The 18,273-nt window shown below is 66.3% G+C and carries 17 protein-coding genes; 5 read left to right on the forward strand and 12 right to left on the reverse strand.

Annotation, left to right across the window (positions count from 1 at the left end; genetic code table 11):
* Positions 1–8 precede the first annotated feature (8 nt).
* Entirely contained in the window at positions 9–1,439 is a 1,431-nt protein-coding gene (locus O3I_RS24555; protein WP_063632272.1) for a helix-turn-helix domain-containing protein, read from the reverse strand.
* Positions 1,440–1,809: 370 nt separating this feature from the next.
* Here O3I_RS24555 and O3I_RS24560 point away from each other — a divergent pair, with 370 nt between their 5' ends.
* Complete coding sequence (locus O3I_RS24560) at positions 1,810–2,514, forward strand: 2'-5' RNA ligase family protein (protein ID WP_014985689.1); 705 nt, start codon at positions 1,810–1,812, stop codon at positions 2,512–2,514.
* Here the strand turns inward: O3I_RS24560 and O3I_RS24565 are convergent, their stop codons facing one another.
* Positions 2,515–3,774 (reverse strand): helix-turn-helix domain-containing protein, encoded by a 1,260-nt coding sequence (locus O3I_RS24565; protein WP_014985690.1) that lies wholly within the window; start codon positions 3,772–3,774, stop codon positions 2,515–2,517.
* Positions 3,775–4,022: 248 nt separating this feature from the next.
* Between O3I_RS24565 and O3I_RS46430 the strand changes: the two genes are divergently transcribed.
* From O3I_RS46430 to O3I_RS24585, 4 genes are all read left to right on the forward strand, one after another.
* Positions 4,023–4,886, forward strand: a complete 864-nt coding sequence (locus O3I_RS46430) for a hypothetical protein (protein WP_014985691.1) — start codon at positions 4,023–4,025, stop codon at positions 4,884–4,886.
* A gap of 231 nt (positions 4,887–5,117) precedes the next feature.
* Positions 5,118–5,375 (forward strand): hypothetical protein, encoded by a 258-nt coding sequence (locus O3I_RS24575; protein ID WP_014985692.1) that lies wholly within the window; start codon positions 5,118–5,120, stop codon positions 5,373–5,375.
* The gene (locus O3I_RS24580; RefSeq protein WP_014985693.1) at positions 5,372–6,178 is read left to right on the forward strand and encodes an SAM-dependent methyltransferase; all 807 of its coding nucleotides are present in this window, start codon (positions 5,372–5,374) and stop codon (positions 6,176–6,178) included. Before O3I_RS24575 ends, O3I_RS24580 begins: the two co-directional genes overlap by 4 nt.
* Positions 6,179–6,353: 175 nt before the next feature.
* Positions 6,354–6,968 carry a DUF3558 domain-containing protein gene (locus O3I_RS24585; RefSeq protein WP_014985694.1) on the forward strand — a complete coding sequence of 205 codons (615 nt, stop codon included), beginning with the start codon at positions 6,354–6,356 and terminating at the stop codon, positions 6,966–6,968.
* Positions 6,969–7,181: 213 nt separating this feature from the next.
* Here O3I_RS24585 and O3I_RS24590 read toward each other — a convergent pair whose 3' ends face one another.
* From O3I_RS24590 to O3I_RS24635, 10 genes are all read right to left on the reverse strand, one after another.
* A complete protein-coding gene (locus tag O3I_RS24590; protein WP_041562854.1) occupies positions 7,182–7,994 on the reverse strand; it encodes a TY-Chap domain-containing protein in 813 nt (270 codons plus the stop codon).
* 52 nt (positions 7,995–8,046) lie between these two features.
* Positions 8,047–9,642 (reverse strand): flavin-containing monooxygenase, encoded by a 1,596-nt coding sequence (locus O3I_RS24595; protein ID WP_237748126.1) that lies wholly within the window; start codon positions 9,640–9,642, stop codon positions 8,047–8,049.
* Positions 9,643–9,717: 75 nt separating this feature from the next.
* Positions 9,718–10,602 (reverse strand): MBL fold metallo-hydrolase, encoded by an 885-nt coding sequence (locus tag O3I_RS24600; RefSeq protein ID WP_014985697.1) that lies wholly within the window; start codon positions 10,600–10,602, stop codon positions 9,718–9,720.
* A 173-nt stretch (positions 10,603–10,775) separates the two neighbouring features.
* A complete protein-coding gene (locus O3I_RS24605; protein WP_014985698.1) occupies positions 10,776–11,162 on the reverse strand; it encodes a hypothetical protein in 387 nt (128 codons plus the stop codon).
* A gap of 81 nt (positions 11,163–11,243) precedes the next feature.
* Complete coding sequence (locus tag O3I_RS24610; RefSeq protein WP_014985699.1) at positions 11,244–12,206, reverse strand: hypothetical protein; 963 nt, start codon at positions 12,204–12,206, stop codon at positions 11,244–11,246.
* Positions 12,203–13,075 carry a hypothetical protein gene (locus O3I_RS24615; protein WP_141692239.1) on the reverse strand — a complete coding sequence of 291 codons (873 nt, stop codon included), beginning with the start codon at positions 13,073–13,075 and terminating at the stop codon, positions 12,203–12,205. The genes O3I_RS24610 and O3I_RS24615 overlap by 4 nt, the downstream gene beginning before the upstream one ends.
* Before the next feature lie 68 nt (positions 13,076–13,143).
* Positions 13,144–14,028: a DUF4913 domain-containing protein gene (locus O3I_RS42895; protein WP_014985701.1), complete on the reverse strand. Its 885-nt coding sequence runs from the start codon at positions 14,026–14,028 to the stop codon at positions 13,144–13,146.
* Positions 14,025–15,896 carry a type IV secretory system conjugative DNA transfer family protein gene (locus tag O3I_RS24625; RefSeq protein ID WP_014985702.1) on the reverse strand — a complete coding sequence of 624 codons (1,872 nt, stop codon included), beginning with the start codon at positions 15,894–15,896 and terminating at the stop codon, positions 14,025–14,027. Before O3I_RS24625 ends, O3I_RS42895 begins: the two co-directional genes overlap by 4 nt.
* Before the next feature lie 45 nt (positions 15,897–15,941).
* Positions 15,942–17,048: a hypothetical protein gene (locus tag O3I_RS24630; RefSeq protein ID WP_014985703.1), complete on the reverse strand. Its 1,107-nt coding sequence runs from the start codon at positions 17,046–17,048 to the stop codon at positions 15,942–15,944.
* A 269-nt stretch (positions 17,049–17,317) separates the two neighbouring features.
* Complete coding sequence (locus tag O3I_RS24635; RefSeq protein ID WP_141692238.1) at positions 17,318–18,271, reverse strand: hypothetical protein; 954 nt, start codon at positions 18,269–18,271, stop codon at positions 17,318–17,320.
* Positions 18,272–18,273 lie beyond the last annotated feature (2 nt).

The following is an 18,273-nucleotide window of genomic DNA, read 5'->3' on the forward strand; positions in this document are numbered from 1 at the left end:
AGGTCGCCCTAGTCGATCAAGCTCTCCCGATGGTGCCACGCTAAGGCCAAGCACGCGGCTCCCGGAGCGGCCATCGGCTCGTCCGTCAGCAGCCGTTCCACCGCTTCCTCGGTGAAGGGGATCCCGTCCGCTGGACGACCACTGCCCACGGAGACGACTTCGCCTTCGTCGTTGAACCGGACCGTCGAGCCGAAGATGCCTTCGAACGCATCGTCATCGATCACGACGACCGTCAGGATGGTTGCCGCGAGAGTCAACGCGTCCAATCCCATCCCGAGCACCGATGCGACGATCTTGCCTTCCTCCCTCGCCCGGTTCATCTGCTGAAACAGCGACCATTGCTCGTAATCGATGGGATCAGTGCGCGTCCCGTCATGCTCGGGCCGTCCGAGAAGCTCCTCTGAGTACTCGCGAATCATATTGCGCCACAGGGAGAAATCGTTGCGCCGATCCCACAGAGCAACACTCGAGGGCTGAAACTCACCTGCCGGGAGCACGTCGAACACACCCGCTGCGGTCGCGACTCGTGCAGGGTCGCGCCAGTGCAGCAGAAACGACGGCGGCGAAGGAAATCGACGAAGCCGCACCGTTAACGTGGTGATCGCCGGGATGATGGCCCGCCGGGCAGGGTCGAAAGGATTCTCACCGATCAACTCGCGGAACGGCAATCGGCCGGCGAGATCCGAGGCCGTGCGGGGAGCTCGCTCCATGCATGCCGCCGCCATCTCGTGGGCGAGAGCCTCCGAGACGTTGAGCTTGTCGAAGTATGCCGCCAACCCGAATTCCATACTGCCCGACGACACCGACCCGCCCAGATACCGGTAGCTCGGGCGCGATTCAAACAGCTGCGGTGGATCCAGGTGTTTGACCGCAGAGGTGTAGCTGTCGAACGGAACCTTGAGTGCTTGCAGCGGCCGGACCGCCACCGTCGCGAGCTCGGTCCCGCTCACCTGGATCGATTGCGGCGCCTCGTTCAGGCTCAACCATAACGACTCCAGATCAACAGGCTGTCGAGGCAGCCAGCCGTCGTTCGCGATCAGCGTGGTACGAGGGACTCGATACTCGGGCGCGTATAGCTGCACGGCTAACCGTGCCAGATCAGCGCGATGGTGGTTCAGCCAATGACGCTGTCCACGCCAGCGGACCCGGCTGACCACGATCTCGTTATCCGCGGCTTCGGTGCGGTGAGAGCGGCCCGCGAGGCCGAGTTCTTCCGGCGGAATCCCTAGTGCCCGTGCAAATCCACGCCGCTGCTCAACAGTCACTCGGCGTGAATCGTTCTCCACTTGACTGAGAAACTGCTGGGTAACACCCAGCGCCCGCGCCACATCCGCCTGGCTGCGACGACTGGCGGTCCGATATTCACGTACTACCGCACCGACCCGCTCGACCGCTGCCTCATCGTCACCGCCCCGCAACCATCGCGATGATTGATCCATGCCCAGCCCCCTCCCGAACAGAGACCATTCGACTAAGTCCGTTGCAGTTGAGCGGATAGATGGCTCGCACTGCCAAGTATCGCCTACACGGCACCCTGCTGGCCGGCCGGTAGACGTGCGCTCATCGGCGACGATGCGCGACGCCCCATCGTGACGACCGATAGGACCAGTCCGTTGAACGAACTTGATACGACCGACCTGAACACGTTCCTCACCAACCTGGCCTCGGCCCTGCACGATTCTGGCGATCACGACAAAGCCACGCAGCTGACGGCAACCTTAAACACCCTTCAATAAGGATTCAGAAGCCCACCCGTAGACTTCGTGGGGCGATGAGTCGTTTCGAGGGTATGGGGAGCATGGCAGCTGCATGACCGCGACGTCGAAACGACCATTCCCGTTGCTGGGCCCCGCATCGACCAGCGACGCCGACACGATCCGGGACAACGACTGGTCGGCCTTCCGGCATCTGTCGGCTGTCCACGACCACTGGGCGCTCAAGGCATGGGAGCCGGGGCAGGCCGGCTACTACTGGTACCTGACGTTCACCGACTCGGCGCTGATCGATCTGACCTCCAGATGCCAGCAGGCACTTGACCATGACGGCCTCGACCCGGTCCCGCTGGATGCGCTGCACCTGACCCTGCTGAGCATCGGCCGGACCGACGACGTCACCGAGCAGAACCTCGACCACATCATCGATAGCGGTCGCGTGGCCGCCGCCACGGTCAAGCCGTTCCGGCTGAGTATCGGGCCGCTGACCGGTTCGCGCAGTGCGCTGCGGTTCTCCGTCACTCCGTGGGATCAGTTGCTCGACCTGCACGCCCGCCTCAGGTCTGCAACAGCAGAGCATCGACCACCGAGCCACCTCGCCGAAACCACTGAGTTCAGACCGCATCTAGGCGTCGGCTACCTCAACCGGCACCAGGGCACCGAACAGCTCGTAAAAGACATCGGGGCACTCCGCGAACTGCCGCCGGTGACGGTCCGAATCGGTCAGGTCCACCTGGTCGAGCTTCGCCGCGAAGGCCGCACGTACCGGTGGAGCGACCGTGCGATCGTGCCTCTGGGCTGACTACAGCTCCGGGGCGGCGAACTCGCGGGCCGCAGGAGCCCACGTCTCGAGTTCAATGAGGTACCGCATCGACGCTGCGGTCGGGATCGTGCGGAGCAGCGCTGCGAGGTCGTTGGCGCGTTGCCACACCGAACGGATGGGTCGGTCCTGCGATGCCGTCAATGCCTCGATTCCCAGCTGCACGGCGTGCTCCACATCGCGGTCTTCATCGCCGAGCAAGGCGGCCGCCATGTCCAGCCGGACCAGTGAGCGGCTCCACACCGAATCGGATTCGTCGATACGATCCTGGACCTGTTGGCCGAAATGTAGCGCTCGACCGTAGTCCCCGGCGGACAGGAACGCGGTAGCAGCGTTGGCCATCAGTCGGGCTTCTCCGTAGGGCGTGAAGTCCAGCGCCGGAGTAAGACTGGGACTGGTCCCCAGGCGACGGGCGACGTCGGTGGCGGCTTCGATCGCGGCTTCCACGCCTGCCGTGTCGCCCACCTTGCCGAGCGCGCGAGCCAAACCGTTGGAGTACAACCGGATTGCTTGTGGCCCTTGCCCAGCGAGATCGAGTCCCTGATAGGCGAGGCGAACGGCCGCCGCGTAGTCGCCCTGGTAATAGGCGCAGAAGCTTTCCGTGCCTCGGACCCACGCCTGAAGCTCAGGGTCGCCGAGCAGTTGCCCGATGGCGAATGCTTCGCGGCAGTACATCTTCGCGTGGGCGAATCGCCCACGGTTGACGGCCATATAGCCGAGTACGCCCGATAGACGGCCGGCGATCTCGTAGAGCTGACGCAGCTGCGCAGGATTTCGCCGATGCTGGAGCAAGGCCTCGACTTGTCGGCGGGATTCGATCACGCCTGGCGCGAGGCGCAGCGGCCCTTCGAGTTCGTATCGGTCCACGACGTCATCGACGCCCAGCGAGAAGACGGCAACAACGTCGCTGTCCGCATCCATCTCGGTGACGGACTGAACTCGGCCCGCTATCTCTGTCGGATTCTCGAATGGGTCCAATTCGGTCGCATTAATAGCAGATAGCCCGCTACTCGATAGCGCAGCTTCGAACCGCGCCAGCTGCGAGTGGTCAAGACGGCGGAGGATCATGTCCATCTCGGCGGCATATCGGCCCTGCAACGTAATCGTCTCGCGGCGGCCTTCCCATTTGACCACCGCCGCCGTGGTGAACCCGAGGATCTCGGCGAACTTCTCTTGGGTGACCCGCAAAGCCACGGTACGTAAGGCGCGGACTTCGATGCCCGTCCAGTTGGTGACGATCATTCGAGCTGCCCACCTTATGTCGACGGCTATGGGACATAGCGTAGAGGTTCCGTATGAGTTCCGTATGAGCTCCGTCGATTCATTCGAAAACCAACCAGCGCAATGGTTATTGCTAGCACCCGGCGCCGAGTCGACGGTCAACAACCCCGCTCGGCGAAGTGAGCCCTCACGTCCTGATCGGATTCACGGGATAAAGGTCCCTCACCGGCGCCGAGTGCCTTCCAAACACGACTGGGAGGTTCGAAGCGATGGGTTCGGTTCGCGAGGAGTTGCGTTCGCCGCTGATCCTGACGGCGGCGCCACAGCAGATCTACTGCGGAACGCTGTATCAGCATCAACAACATCGCACGCCCGAGCAGGTATCGGCGTTCTTCGCTGACGGGCCGCCTCCGCCGCTAACGACGGACGGGGCAACCGGCTTGATCCTCCACAACGAGGCTCACACGCACACGGTGGATCAGGTCGCCGCGCTGCTCGCGGAGACGGAGACAGCGGGCCGGATCACCAGCACCGAGCGGAAAACGCTGGCTGAGCTGCCTGCGGTGGAGATCACCGCGGAACTGAAAGCGCGCATGGTCGAACGGGATACAGGCGACCAGCACGCGTCGGCCGAAGCCGGGGGATCCGGGATGGACAGCACCCAGATGCTCCAATCCAGGCACGTCGCAGCGCTGGAATCCCACTGCCAGACTTTTCGAGATCGCTACGGACTCCCAGTACGCGTACGACCTGAGTACGCACGGATCGAGTTCATCGTGGGCAGCATCGGCGCGGTCACGATGCCCGCCCATATCGGAGCACCGGTCAAGGTACGTCTCCTGGAACAACCTCATGGCCGTCTGGGACCGATCATTTCGCACCCCCGCTCCAAGAGGTGGACCTTCCTGGTGTGCCCGGACCTTCCCGACGAGACGGCGCTGTTCGCAGAACTGTTCCGCCACAACGTGACTGTGGCCCCGCGCGGCAGCGAAGTCGCGTTGCCTTCTCCGGGCGCGTCACCGGTGGGCTACCGGGAATGGGTCTACGAACCCACCGATGGCTTCCGGCCAGCAGGCACCAATGTCATCGACGCGTTCCGTTGGTGTCTTTCGCAACAGAACCCAGCGACCTGATGAGGCCCGAGGACAAATCCGGGCGAGCACGAACCGCTCCAGGTCCGCCTCGGCGAAACCATGACCCTCAAACCGTGCCTCGATCACGGGCCACCGGCGCCCCCGAGTCTGGACGCCGCCGTACGACGCACCCGCGCACGACGCGTGCACCTCACCGCACGCAAACGGACCCTGCACCAATTTCCTTGCACCGCAACACCATCGGCGTCAACACACAGGAGGCTCTCACCGATGATCAACGATGACCCGGCACACGGCCACGCGGGCTCCGGCGCAACCGGAACGTCTGCCACGCAGACGTGCTGGCGGCGGCTGCTGGCTGCGGCGATCATCGGGGCAAGCTTGTTCATCGGGCGGCTGATCATGCTGGTGACCGGATACGCCGGCGGGGATACACATGCCGCAATCATCTCGGCGGTCTTCAGCACCATCATAGTCATTCTGTGCTGGATCGGGCTGCGGGCCGCGGCGCAGCGTGAGCGCCGGTGAGGATCGACCCTGCGCCGCCGGAGCGGGATCGGAAGCCGGAACCGTTCGACCCCGTCGCGCTCAACGCTGCGCGGGTGTACGACTACCTGCTGGGCGGCAAAGACTACCGCGAGGTAGACCGAGACATGGGGAACGAAATGCTCTCTCGCGCACCCGAAATCAGGACGGTGGCTTGGTTCGCCCGCAGTTTCGGGCTTAAGGCGGTCCAGCTAGCCGCTGACGCCGGTATACGGCAGTTCATCGATCTCGGCTCGGGTATCCCGAACTCACCCAACGTGCACGAGGCAGCTCGAGAGATCGAACCGTCCGCGGAAGTGGTCTATGTCGACTACGACCCGGTTGTGCACGCCCACTGCGACGCTCTCTTGGCCGGGCCGCGCGGAATTACGTCACTGCTGGGCGACATTCGCTGCCCCGGCGACGTCCTCGATCAACTCAAGAACCACACCATGATCGACTTCAACGAACCCGTGGCCATCACGGCTATCGGCGTGCTGCATTACGTGATGGACGACGAGCGCCCCAGCGAAATCGTCGCAGCCTTCCGCGATCACATGGCACCCGGCAGTCTGCTGGCGATCTCTCACGGCTCCACCGATACCGCACCCGAGATACTCCAGGTGCTTGCCGCTGCCGAGGGCAGTTCCGCCCAAGTCCGCTTTCGCCCGGCCGCCCAGACGTCGGCGTTCTTCGACGGCTTCGAGGTGCTCGAACCCGGTGTGGTGCCGATACAGCAATGGCTCCGCCCCGACCTGCCAGAGACTCGCCTGGTCATGGATGGGGCGATCGGCCGCAAACCGTAGTGATCGCGGCGGCCCGCCGTGCGCTGGTCACTTTCACGGCGAATCATGTTCTGGAATAGGAGAATTCGATGATCGCAGGCACGCACACGCCGTTAGCCGGATGGGCGTCGACTACGACAAGTTCCTGTCGTGGCTCGAAAGACGTGACCACCGTGCCTGACCCAGCGGTGACGAAATGACCGGCAACCGGCCGGGCTGCGGAGCCCCGATCACGATCGACGGGCCCGACGAGATGCGCGTGCCGAGGACACGCGACACAAGAACGGCCTCGGTATGGCTCACCGGGTGCGCGGCGGGGACCGTCCTGTTGGCGGGGTGCGGTGGCGATGCACAGCCGAGCGACGCGACGTCGCCTCCAGTGCCAGCGCACTTCGATCCGTGCGTCGCGTTGACACCGGAATTCCTGATCATGCAGGGCTGGGATGCTCTGCCGCCGGATCCGCGCCACGATGCCGTGGGGACAGTGTTCTGGAAGGGCTGCCGCTACGTCGCCCGCGCCGGGTACGGATTCGTGATCGAGACGACCAACGGCACCCTCGACCAGGTGCGGCAGAAATACCCTGCGGCGGCCGACATCTCGATCGGCAGCCGGCGAGCCCTACGCTACGAGGCGCGCCCGGATGTCCCGGGCGGTTGCACCATCAACGTTGGAATGCGACACGGCTCCCTCTACATCCTCACCGACGTCCCGCAGACACCGACGAACAAAGCCAAGGGACTACTCGACGCTTGCGCCTACGCCACCGACATCGCCGAAAACGTCGTCCCATGGCTACCCGCTGGCAGCTGAACAATCCTCCCTTAACAAAGTGCACGCGCCGTTGGGCGCGCGCTACGGGTCGGACGATTCGCAGTTGGTGATGGCGAAGTTTCGGGCCACGGTGTCATCGATCTTGCCTGTGTCCCTGCCGGTTTCAGCGCGACGATCCGCGCACCGAGGTTGATGAGGTTCGGCCTGTTCGGGCCCGCGAACAACCGCTGCGCATGACCGGGCCCTCGTGGGTCAGAGGTGGCCTAGACCCAATCCGAGTAGGTTGATCCAGCTGGAGTGCGGGCAAGTGGTGGAGTATTTGACTTGGTTCAAATCCACTGCGTAGGCACGCAGAGTGTCAGTGATCAGGCCCGCGAGCTTCTGTATGTCCGTTTGGTTAGGCTTTTCGTGTACCGCGAACCAGGTGTCGTCGTGCGCGGTCTGCCATCCGAGGGAGCCGAGGACTTGGCGGTCCAAGTGGTGCGGTTGCGATGCGACGGCGCTGATGGTCCCTGGTTCGACGAGAACCTGAATGCTTCGTGCGTCGCCGCGTACGGGGGTGAGCAGGATAGACATTCGGGTGTCGAGGATCGTGAGATCGGACTCGAGCGTGTGCAGGGTCTCGGTGGCCCACTGCTGGAAGGTTTTCCAGTCCGGTGCCCCTACCCCGCCCGGGGAGTAGCCATTCCACATCCCGCCGTTGTCGAACTCGGCGACCCAGATACCGACCTCGGCAACGACGTGGTCGCGGTCGCCCCACTCACACGCCTGATACTCCGTGTTCTCGGTTTCGTCCTTGGGCAGCAACGACAGTCGAACACCCCAACTGTGGTGTTCGAGCTGGATCAAGGAATCAGATATCTGCCACCGGTACCATGGACCAGCGCCGCCGAACAGGTGCTGAGGGCCCAGCACGTCGAAGGCGATCTGCCGTGCATTCCTGAACACTTGCACGAGTTCACCGGTCTCCGACCCAGCCGCAAGTTTGATGGAGCGGGGTTGTTCTCCGCCACCGGGCCGTTGCGTCAGATCGCCGAATTCCTGTACAGCACTGTTGATCTCCATGTCTCCGAGCCGCACAGTCACCCCCATTCACCCTATTTCTTCTCGGCAGGCTTCATGAAGTTTCACCGTAGCCGCCTGCTAGGTCGACACCGAACTGCTCATAATGTCGAGCCCACCACAGATACGCGGAGCGCCGCGAGGTTGGAGTGGCCAGGCTACTCGCGGCCAAGGGTTCCCGGCCGACCGGCACCGGCTCAAACCAGGAGGCTGGTGAGCCGCTGAGGGCGCGGCCGTAGGAGCGGATCGTGCCTGGCCACGGGTTGGTGATCCGGCCGCCGACGTGGCGGTACCAACTCGGGGTCGAAGGCCACACTGTTCGCGCCAGCGCCTGGTCGAGGCGCTGCTGCGATTCGGCCATCGCGGTGGGCGTGACGTCGATCGCCGCGGCGTTGATCGCTTGCCGCCACCGCAGGCTGCGAAGAATCATCCCGATCTCGTGCTCTTTCATCGCCGGGTTGCTACCGGCCGGTGAGAATCCGTTAGGGCCGGCGATCACGAACAGGTTCGGATACCCCGGGACCGCGACACCGAAGTGGGCGGTGGCGCCGGATTGCCAGTCGTGGTGCAACAGGCGGCCACGGCGCCCTTGCACAGTCACTGAAGCCAGGAACTCGGTTGCCCGGAACCCTGTGGCGTAGATGATGGTGTCGGCGTGGTGGTTTCGGCTGTCGCCGGTCTGGATGCTGTTGCTGGTGATCGTGGTGATCGGTGCGGTGATGAGCTCGACATTGGGCCGGGTCAGGGCCTGGTAGTAGTGGCTGTCGAAGATGATCCGTTTGCCGCCGATGGGATAGTCCGGGGTCAGATCAGCGCGCAGCTCAGGGTCTGTCACGCGGTGTTCGAGGTATCGGCGCGCGGCTGATTCGATGAGCCGGGCTGACCAGCCGCGGCGCATGACCGGTGCCAGCATCGTGTCGGCACCGACGGCGAGCGCGCCCCGGTAGAGCTGGTGTGCGCCGGGCAGCCGCAGCAGGGTTCGGGTCACCGGCCCGAACTGCAGCGCGGGTTTCGGCAGAACCCAGTGTGGTGTGCGTTGGAAGACCCGCACACGTTTGGCGGTGGCGGCGAGGACGGGAAGTAGCTGTGCTGCGCTGGAGCCGGTGCCGATGATCGCGACCTCGCGGCCGTGGAGGTTGTGGTGGTGGTTCCAGCGTGCGGTGTGGAAAGCCGGCCCGGTGAATTCGTGTCGGCATGGGATGTCGGGGATGTTGGGGCGGTGTAGTTGGCCGAGCGCGAAAACCACGGTGCGGGTGATCAGGTGGTGTCCGGATGTGGTGGCCAGCCACCAGCTTCCGGTGGTGTCGAGGTAGGTGGCGTCGCTAAGTTCGGTGTTGAATCGCAGGTGCGGTAGCAGTCCGTGCTCGGCGGCCACAGTGTGTAGGTACGCCAGGATGTCGCGTTGGCCGGGATAGCGCACGGTGTGGCTGCGGTAGGGAGCGAACGAGAACGAATACAGGTGGGCGGGGACGTCCCAGTTGCAGCCGGGGTAGGTGTTGTCTCGCCAGACCCCGCCGAGTTGGCTGGCCTTTTCCAGAATGGCGAAGTCGTGGATGCCGGCCTTCTCGAGTGCGACGCCCATACCGATGCCGCCGAATCCGGCGCCGACAACGACCACCTCGTAGTGCGGTATCCGCGCCTTTCCTCGCACGGGCGACGCCGAAGGCGCGGTCGGTGTGTCCGTGCACGGAGGGTGTGGCGGACGCCGCCGTTTCTGCGGTGGTGGTCATGGGTGTGCTCCTCGTGTGCCGGTGACCCATTGGTGGCCGTGGGGGGTGTGGGTGACGTGGCCGAGTTGGACGTTGGCGAAGTGGATGCCGAATCCGAGGGTGTCCTCGCGGGTGAGTTCGGCGATGAGGTGGCGTGCGGTGGTGACGGATCTGTCGGGGTCGTCGTCGGCGGCGGTGGTCAGGTGGGGGTGGCTGATCTGCAGGGGTGTGGTCATCGCGTCGCCGAACGCGATGAGGCGGCGGCCGTTGGGTGCGCTGATCTGGTAGCTGGTGTGACCGAGGGTGTGTCCGGGGGTGGCCAGGGCTTGCACGCCGGGCAGGATGGTCGCACCGTCGGTGACGGTATGGACGTGGGCGGCAAAGGCTTCCAGCATGTGCGGTGCGGTGCCGTCGGTGGCGGCGAGTTCACGGTGAGCCCATTCGACGGTCCCGACAACGACTTCGGCGTGCGCGAACGCGGGCCGGGTGTCGCCGGGTACGTTGTGCCAGAGCCATCCCAGGTGGTCCAGGTGCAGGTGCGTGAGTGCGATCAGGTCGATGTCGCCGGGTGTCTTGTCCACCGTGGCGAGGCTTTCGAGCAGGTGTCCGCCGCGGATGAGCCCGAACGGGGTCGGCAGCGCCAGCGGCCCGAATCCGGCGTCGATGAGCATGGTGTGGTCGTCGACTTCGACGAGCAGGGCGCCGACGCTGGCGACGAGGTAGCCGTCGGGGTTGAGCAGGTGGGAGTGGTCGATCCAGTGCTGGGCGTACGATCCGGGCAGCCAGGCGCGCGGTTGCAGCAGCGCCACCCCGTCGGGCAGATAGGTGATCCGGCATCGCGGGCTGAGCTGGTGACCGAAAAGGGTTGCGGCGGTATTGAATCGGGCCGTAGTGGTGGTCATCGTGTTCCTTCTCGCAGGGGTTTCGGGTGCGCCGGGGTCGACGCGGGCGGGTGATGTACGGGCGTCGGGGCCGAGGCGGCGGAGACCGTGCTGCGGCCCGGGCTGGTCCCGGCTGTGCGCACGTGGGGGTGGGTTCATGCTCGGCCCGCACCGGCCTGTCGGGTCCGGTCAGGCTAGAGGTCCTCGGTGTGGGGTCGCAGCCAGTGATCGGAGAACGTGGCGGTGGCCGCGGTCGCGGCGGCGGCTTTCTCGGCTTCGGCCGGGGTGCAGCGCCCCAGGCCGCACGCGGTGGCGACGGCGTAGGCGGGCCGGTTCGCGGCTCGTTCGAACAGGCGCAGGTTGTAGTCGGTGTAATCGTCTGTGCGGTGCGTGAATTCGAAGGCGTCGGTGCGTGTGCGCAGGTCGCGCAGGTAGGCGATGATCCAATCGGGGTCCAGGTCGCATGGCAGCGCGGTCAAGGGTTGGCCGTCGGTGCGGTCGAGGATCCATTCCATTGCCTGGCGCGAGTGGCCTGCCAGGGGTGTGGGCAGGCTGCCGAGGAAGTGGATGTGCCGTTTCATCAGAGGTGTCCTTTCGAGTCGGGTGCCGCGGGGACGGCCAGTAACCCGGATTCCGTCGAATTTGGTTGCCGTGCAACTGGTTCAGGGATCGAGGTCGAGGTCGGGATCCGGCGGTGCGGGAGACACGGTGTCGACCGGATCGGTGTCGACAGCCACCGATTCCGGGTGGGGTGCCTCGGGCAGGGTGGCGGCGGCAAGGGCGGTGTCGATGTCGAGACCGGTGGCGGGTTCGGACAGCATGAGGTCGCGGTAGTCGCGGGCCAGGCTCAGGTGCAGTGCGTCGCGGGCGCGCTCGATCAACGTCGACGGGTCCGGCGGCTGGACATGGCCCGCGTCGGTGGTGGTGTCGAGTGCGGGGTGGGCGCGGCGGAGTTGTTTGAGTGAGCGCCGCACGCTCGCGGCGATCGAGGGTGAGGCGTGGTCGTAGAAGACCGCGTCGAGGTCGGGCAGGCTGTAGCGCACGTACTCGGCGAGGTGGCCGGCCAGCCGTTGGTCGTCGATGGTGAAGAGGTGCGCGCGCGAGCGCTGGCCCAGTTCTATCGCGTCTGCGGTGAAGAGAGCTCGTGTTCGGAGCGCACGCAGGTTTCTGCGGAATTGGTCCGCGGCGGTCGGGTCGGGTTCGGCGGTGCCGGCTGGTGTGGTGAGCAGGTGTTCGCGGGTGACGAACAGCGCGGCCATTTCGGTCATCTGGGCGATGTCCTCGCGTGTCTGGTGCCGGCGGCCTGTGCTGGGGCGCAGCGGCGCGCGGGGCAGCCGATGGTGGGTGGTCCACGGCTGGCCGGTCTGTCCTAGTCTGCGGGCGTGGGCGATCCAGGTATCGGGGATTCCGGTGGCGCGGGCGCGGATCTCGGTCATGTCGCGCGCGCGGTCGAGCCCGCGCAGATCCTCGAGTGCCGCGCTCACCGTTGCCGGAGTGGTCTTTTCGTCGACGACTCGCAGCAGGTGGCTCGCGCGGGCGGCGAGACCATGGATCTCAGCGAGTAGCTGCCCGTGCTCGGGTGATAGGTCTCCGACCCGTGTGCGCGCTGGTTCGGGTGTGCTCATGGCTCTGGCCCATCGACAGCGGAGCTGAACCTCGGCAGGGGTATCACTGGGTCGGCTTCTGAGCCGGGGTATGTCGGTTGCGCCTGCTCGGCGGCGCTGAATAGTAGTGCGCTCATGGGCGTTTCCAGACCGGGGACACCGTCCGATTCGGGCGAGGCCGCGGTGAGGGCGCGCTCGATGACCTCACCAGGGGTGGCGTGGCTGGATGGTTGTGGTGGCGCGGACGCTAGGACGGTGCCGATCGCGGCAGCGAGTTCCGGCGCCGACGGGAAGGCCTCGCTGCTATCGGTGCGGATCCCAGCGACGTGTAAGGCGTGCGTTTGGCGCAGGTAGTCGCGGGTGTCGCTGCGGGCGGCCACGGTCCAGTAATCGGTGACCGCCTCGGGTGAGAGCCCTTCGATCGCTTGCGCACCGGCGATCGCCCAGTCGGAGGTGGTGCCCCACAGCTGTTCGCCGACCTCGCGGTCGAGGCCGAGCAGATTAGCGACCCTGGTCGTGCGTGCCCGCAACACGCGCAGATTGCGTTCCATGTCCTGCGACACGCGCCTGTGCAGGCCCGGGTTGATGATGCGCAACGACACGTCCAGGGCGGTCCACTGTTGCAGGCGTGCGACATCGGCCGTGAGTTTTCCCAGGACGTGGTCCCAGTTGAGGGCTTCCGGTTCGGGCAGGTACTGGTGTGTGCGCCAGCTGAACCCGGCGTGGCCGCGGTCGTGGGCATGGGCGATCCACTTCAGTGGCACACCGCCCGCGGCCGCGACGGTCTCCAGTGCGTCACGGTGCAGCGCCGCCTCGTGATAGCTATCGACCCATTCCAGCGCCGGCGCCTCACCGGTACGGTCATGGCGGGTGGCCTCGGCCTCGACCATCGCGGCCAGCCGGACCGAATGGTTTTGGATCGACTCGAGCACACACTGTTGTGCGGGGGTCGGGGTTTTCATGAGTCCCCCACCGCGGGCAAGCCCTGGCCGAGGGCACGGAAATCGGGTCCGAAGCCGAGGCGGTGGGCGCGTGTGCGTGCCCCGTGGGGCCCGAACCAGGCGGTGGGGATCGGTGCGGTGGGTAGCCCGGGGCATTCGACATGTGCCTCGGGGGTGCAGCGGTGCAGGGGTCCTTTGGCGGCGTCGAGCACCTCACGCAGGTGCGGGTCGATGTGGCGCACGAACAGCGTGCTCATCGCGCTGGGGTCCTCGGCACGCACCGCGGCCTCGAACACCCGATGGGTGGCGGCGAATCGGATCGCCACGCCACGGTGGCGCCACCACTGCCGGCACCAGCTGTATTGGCCTTCGCGGTTGTTGGCCGCGACCCGCACCGAGGTCACCGGCAGCAACCAGTCCTGCACGAAGTCGCGGTAGTGCCGAAACACCGGCGGCTTCTTCTGCTGCTTATCATCCGCCGACACCGAAGCCACGACGGGTGCGGGTGCGGGGCCGAACCAGCCGTCGGGGACGGGGTCGAACGGCAGAGCGGGTGTGCTCACGTGGTTGGTGCGGGTGCAGCGGTACAGGGGTCCGTTGGCGGCGTCGAGGATCCACCGGAAATGTGGGTCGAGGTGGGAGAGCAGGAAAGTCGACAGGCTCGTCGCCGAGCGCGAACGACGCTGAGCTTCGAACGCCGAGTGCAGGTGCGCGATGCGCACCGCCACCGCTCGGTGCTCCCACCACTGCCGGCACCAAGTGTAGGTCTGCTCGCGATTCGCCTCTGCCAGGCGGACATTCACGAACGGCAGCAGCCACTTGTCGGCGAAATCGGTGAAATGCACGAACGACGGTGCCGCCGACTGTCTCGGCGTACCGCCGGCAGAGGCCGCGGTGGTCATGACCGCTCCCCTTCCTGACCGGGTTCGCCTGTGGCGGTCGGCAGTTCGAGCGGGTCGGAGGTTTTGGCGAATCGGGCCAGGGAGGCTTCGACCAGGGGCGCGTATTCGGTGTGCTGCCACCAGATCTTGCGGACCACGACGGGCCCGTAGCCGGGAAGCCGCACCAGCGCGCGGTCTTTGGGCAGGGCTGCCAGCATGGAGATGTCGAGGATGGGTTCGGGTCGCCAGGTGCGGGTGCGGTTGACACCACCGGCGCCGTGGCTGCGGGAACGCTCGGCCACATCGTGCTGACCGGCCATGGCAACCCAGTGCTCGAGATAGTCGACCGCGGCGATACCGCCGCCGTAGACCTCGATCGACTGAGCACGCATCGTTTTCAGACCACTGGGGCCCCAGAGGTCTTCGCCTTGCTCGATGGTCTGCAGGATCGTGATCAGCACGATGCCGCTGCCACCGGCGTAGGTGTAATACGACGGCAGCTCCGCGATCCGCGCGCAGTTGGCGGCCTCGTCGAGGACCCCGAGCAGCGGCACCCGCAACCGCCCGTCCGGGCGCAGACGCGCGGCAGCGAGCCCGGCCTCGAGGATCTGCCCGACCAGCGCCGAAGTCAGCGGGGTCGCGCTGTCGGCACCGGCCATCGACAGCGGATACAACGTGTCGGTCGATCCCACGAACTCCGCGGGTGTGAACTCCGGCAGATCATGGGTCCGCTCCCCCGCGCTCCGGTCGAGCACGATCTTCTGGCCGCCGCGTGTGCCTTCGGCGACTTCCCGCACCCGCAACTGCTGGCGTCGCGGCGGCGTGACGAGCTGGGCGTAATTCTCATCCGAGAGCACGTTGAGATACCTTCTGGCCATGTCGTAGAGCCCGTCGCGTTGGCGGGCATACAGGGCCTGGGATTCCACGATCCGTTCGGCTTGGCGGTGATGTCCGTAGTGGCGCAGGATCAGCGCCGGGGTCAGGTCCTGGTCGCGGCCGAGCCATTCGGCCACATGCAAAAGGTCGCCGCGCGCGCACGCAGCGGCGTACAGGTACAGGCTCAGCAGCTCCTGGGCGCCGCCATCGAAGTAGGAGTCGACCCGGGCATTGGCCGCCTGGCTTGCCGAGGCCGTTGCCCCGGAGACGAAGAAGGACGCCAACTTTCGTGCCGCGGGAAGACTTTCCACCTGGGCCAGCAGGTCGACCCAGAACCCGCACGACGGCCGCCCGAGCACCCCTTGCAAATCGCACAGCCATATCCGGCCACGCTTCTCGCGCCCATACACGGTGTGCCGGTACAGATCCGGGCGGATCGAGGTCGCGATACACGGACCCCACGCCGACAACACCGCGGCGATGGCCCACGCCATGGTCTTGCCCGTGCGTGCTCCAGCGGTGAGGGTCACACACATCTCCGCGGGCACGAACAGCTCAAGGTTGCTGATCACGGTCCGACCCAACGGCGGACCCTTGAAGGCCTGGATCTCCGCGGGGGCATCGCACAGGAGCCGTTTGTTGGCGATCGCGTTGTCCTGTGCGCGCGCCAACCGGATCTCGCGCGGACGTTGCATCGTGCGCGCGGCGGCATCGATCTCGCGGCCCCCCTGCGCTTGTCGCCAGCCCACCCACGCCAGTGGCCCCGCGACGGCACCGAGGCCGACGGCGACGACGCTGGATTGCCACGGCCAGGTCCGCGTGCCGGCGGCGACTGCGAGCAACGCGGCGACCGGGTGCCCGCCCGCCGGCACACCCGCCCACCAACAGCCCACCCGCAATGCCGCCCAGATCCCCAGCACCACAACGACCAAAGCCGCGAACACCAGCAGCAGCGCGGTTTCCTCTCCGATCCCGCGTTTGGTGCGACGCCGCGATTCCCGGGTAGCGATCATGATCAGTCCTTTCCGACAGGTGAGAGTTGTTGTTGCGCAGGGTTTTCAGGGGCCCAGATCAGGGCTCGGCTCGATAGCCGGCGGTGCGGGGTCCGCGTGATAGCGCTCGAGCGATGGCCAGTCGGCGTGCTCGCTCGCGGCTACTGCCGCGTGCAGTGCCTCACCGATCTCGGTTCCCCCGCCCGGACGTCCCGCATCGATCAGGGTCGGGGCGGGCGGGCCCAGGTCATGGTCAGGGGCTATACCGGTCTCGACGTGAGCATCGCGGGCAATCACGTGCAGGTTCGGGGCTTGTTCGGCGGCGTGCCGGCGTGGATCGCCCGGCCGCTCGTGCCAGTAGGCGCCGCCGATTCCTGCCTGTTGGACGGCCCTGATCACCTCGACGGGCGCCCCGGCGTGGGCGGCGGCGACCCGGGCCTGGCGCGCGTTCGCGAGAATGCCTTCCAGCTCATCGACTTTGGCGAGGCCGTATTCGGTGAACGCGCTGTGGCTTTCAGCGGTGCGGGTGTGCTCGGCGTAGAGATCCTGCAGTCTCTGCAGCGCTTGACGCTGAGTCGGTACCGCGGCCAGATGCGCAGCCCGGGCACTCGTATCGTGCGACGCCGTCACGTCCTGACCGGAGATGATCGCGTCGACATCGTCGTTGCCCAGCAGTGCCGAGGTCGCACCCAATGCACGCTCGAGCGCGGTGGGCGCCGCGTGCGGGTCGGGTGATTTGCCCACCGGCTGCCATCGGGCGCTGTCTTGTTCGGAGCCGGTGATGCCGGGCTCGAAGTGCCCGGTCAGCTCGGCGGCTTGCCGCCAGCTCCGCCAGAGCAGGGAGCTGCCTTCGCCGGTGCCTGCGGCGCTGTGCAACTGCTGGAACTGGCGACGGGCCTGTTCGGGTGTGACATCGAACTGGGTGATCGCGTTCTGCAGCTGCTGCCAGATCGTGCGTAGCGCGACCGATTCGTGGCGGCCCCACTTGGTGGCCAACTGTGCGGCTTCGGCCTTGAATTGCTGTGTCTGCTGCGCTGTTTCGCCGTAGGGAGCGAACTCGAGGAGGCTGTAGTGCCGCGCGGCGTCAGCACGCAGCAGCCGCTCGGTGCCATCCGCGGCGTCGGTGTAGTGCGCGGGATCGCTGAGCCCGCTCGGGCGGTCCAGCCAGCTCATTGTGGTGCTCTCGCGCCATCATCTCGATCGCCGTCGGATCGGCGAGCGGGTGCAGCTGTGCTGGGGGCAGGTTGTGCGAGGGTGATGGACATCGTTGACCTCCGAGGGAGGGGTCGCACCGCGGATCGGCCAGTGCGCTGGCGATGCGGTGGTGTGCAGATGTCCCCGGCGGGTGGGTTCGGCGTGCCGGTCAGTACCCGTGACCAGTCCGTCGACGAAAATGTTTCTGCGGCAGTGACTCTCAGGTCATCGGCTTGTGCTCCCGTTCATTACCCGAACGCGTCGAGGCCTTCGCCGGCGCTCGGGTTCGGTAGGTGGTGGTCGGGTTCGGGTTCGCTGGTCCAGTCGGCGCCGTCGGCGGGCAGGGCGTGCTCGACGGCGTGGGTGATCGCCGCGTTGTCGGTGGCCAGATCCGCGGTGTGGTCGGCGGTAACCGTGGGTTCGGCGAAGGTCGCGCGCAGGGCGGCGCGCGCGGTGTCGATCATCCGCTGTGGTGTGGGTGGGTGCACGGTCTGCGGGTCGGTGGGGGCGCCGGTGAGGGGGTCGGTGGGGATGAACGGGGGTATGGCGGGGCCGGGGTCTTTGATGGCGTAGGTGTTCCACCTCGCCATCACGGTCAGCTCGTCGTAGGTCTCGACGGTGACCGCGTGGATGCGGCGCAGGCTCTCAGCGCTGGTGGCCCAGGTGTGCTCGGCTTCGGTCGGGGTCATTTTCGTGGCGTTCGCCAGGTGGGTCACTCGTTCGTAGCGGCGCTGGAGGTTGCGTGCGAACTGCTGTGCCGCACCGTGATTGGCGCCGAAACTCCACCGGCCGGTCTCGATCCGGTCCAGACGGGTCGCCTCCAGACTGGCCATCCGTTCGTAGTCCCACACGTCCACGGCGAGCCAGTCGGTGTGCATGCTCTCGAAGTCCAGGCCGTGCTGCTGGTTTCCGGGTTCGGCCCGCGCGGGTGCGGTCACGGCGTTCGCGCCGTAGTCACGGACCTCGGCAATCACCGTGGAGGGGATTCCGGCGGTCAGGGCCGTCTGCTCGGCTTGTTCGAGCTGGGCGGCGAGCCCGTCCAGATCGGCAAGGTAGGCGACACGCTCCTCATCGCTGAGACCCGTGCCGGGTAGTTGGGCTTCGCGGCGGGCGTGTTCGCCGGCCAACGCCTGAATGTGTCTGAGCTGCTCGGCTTGCCATTGAACAATCCGCTGCGCGGGTCCGGGTTCTGGTGTGCTCATCA

The organism is Nocardia brasiliensis ATCC 700358 (assembly GCF_000250675.2).
GTDB lineage: Bacteria > Actinomycetota > Actinomycetes > Mycobacteriales > Mycobacteriaceae > Nocardia > Nocardia brasiliensis_B.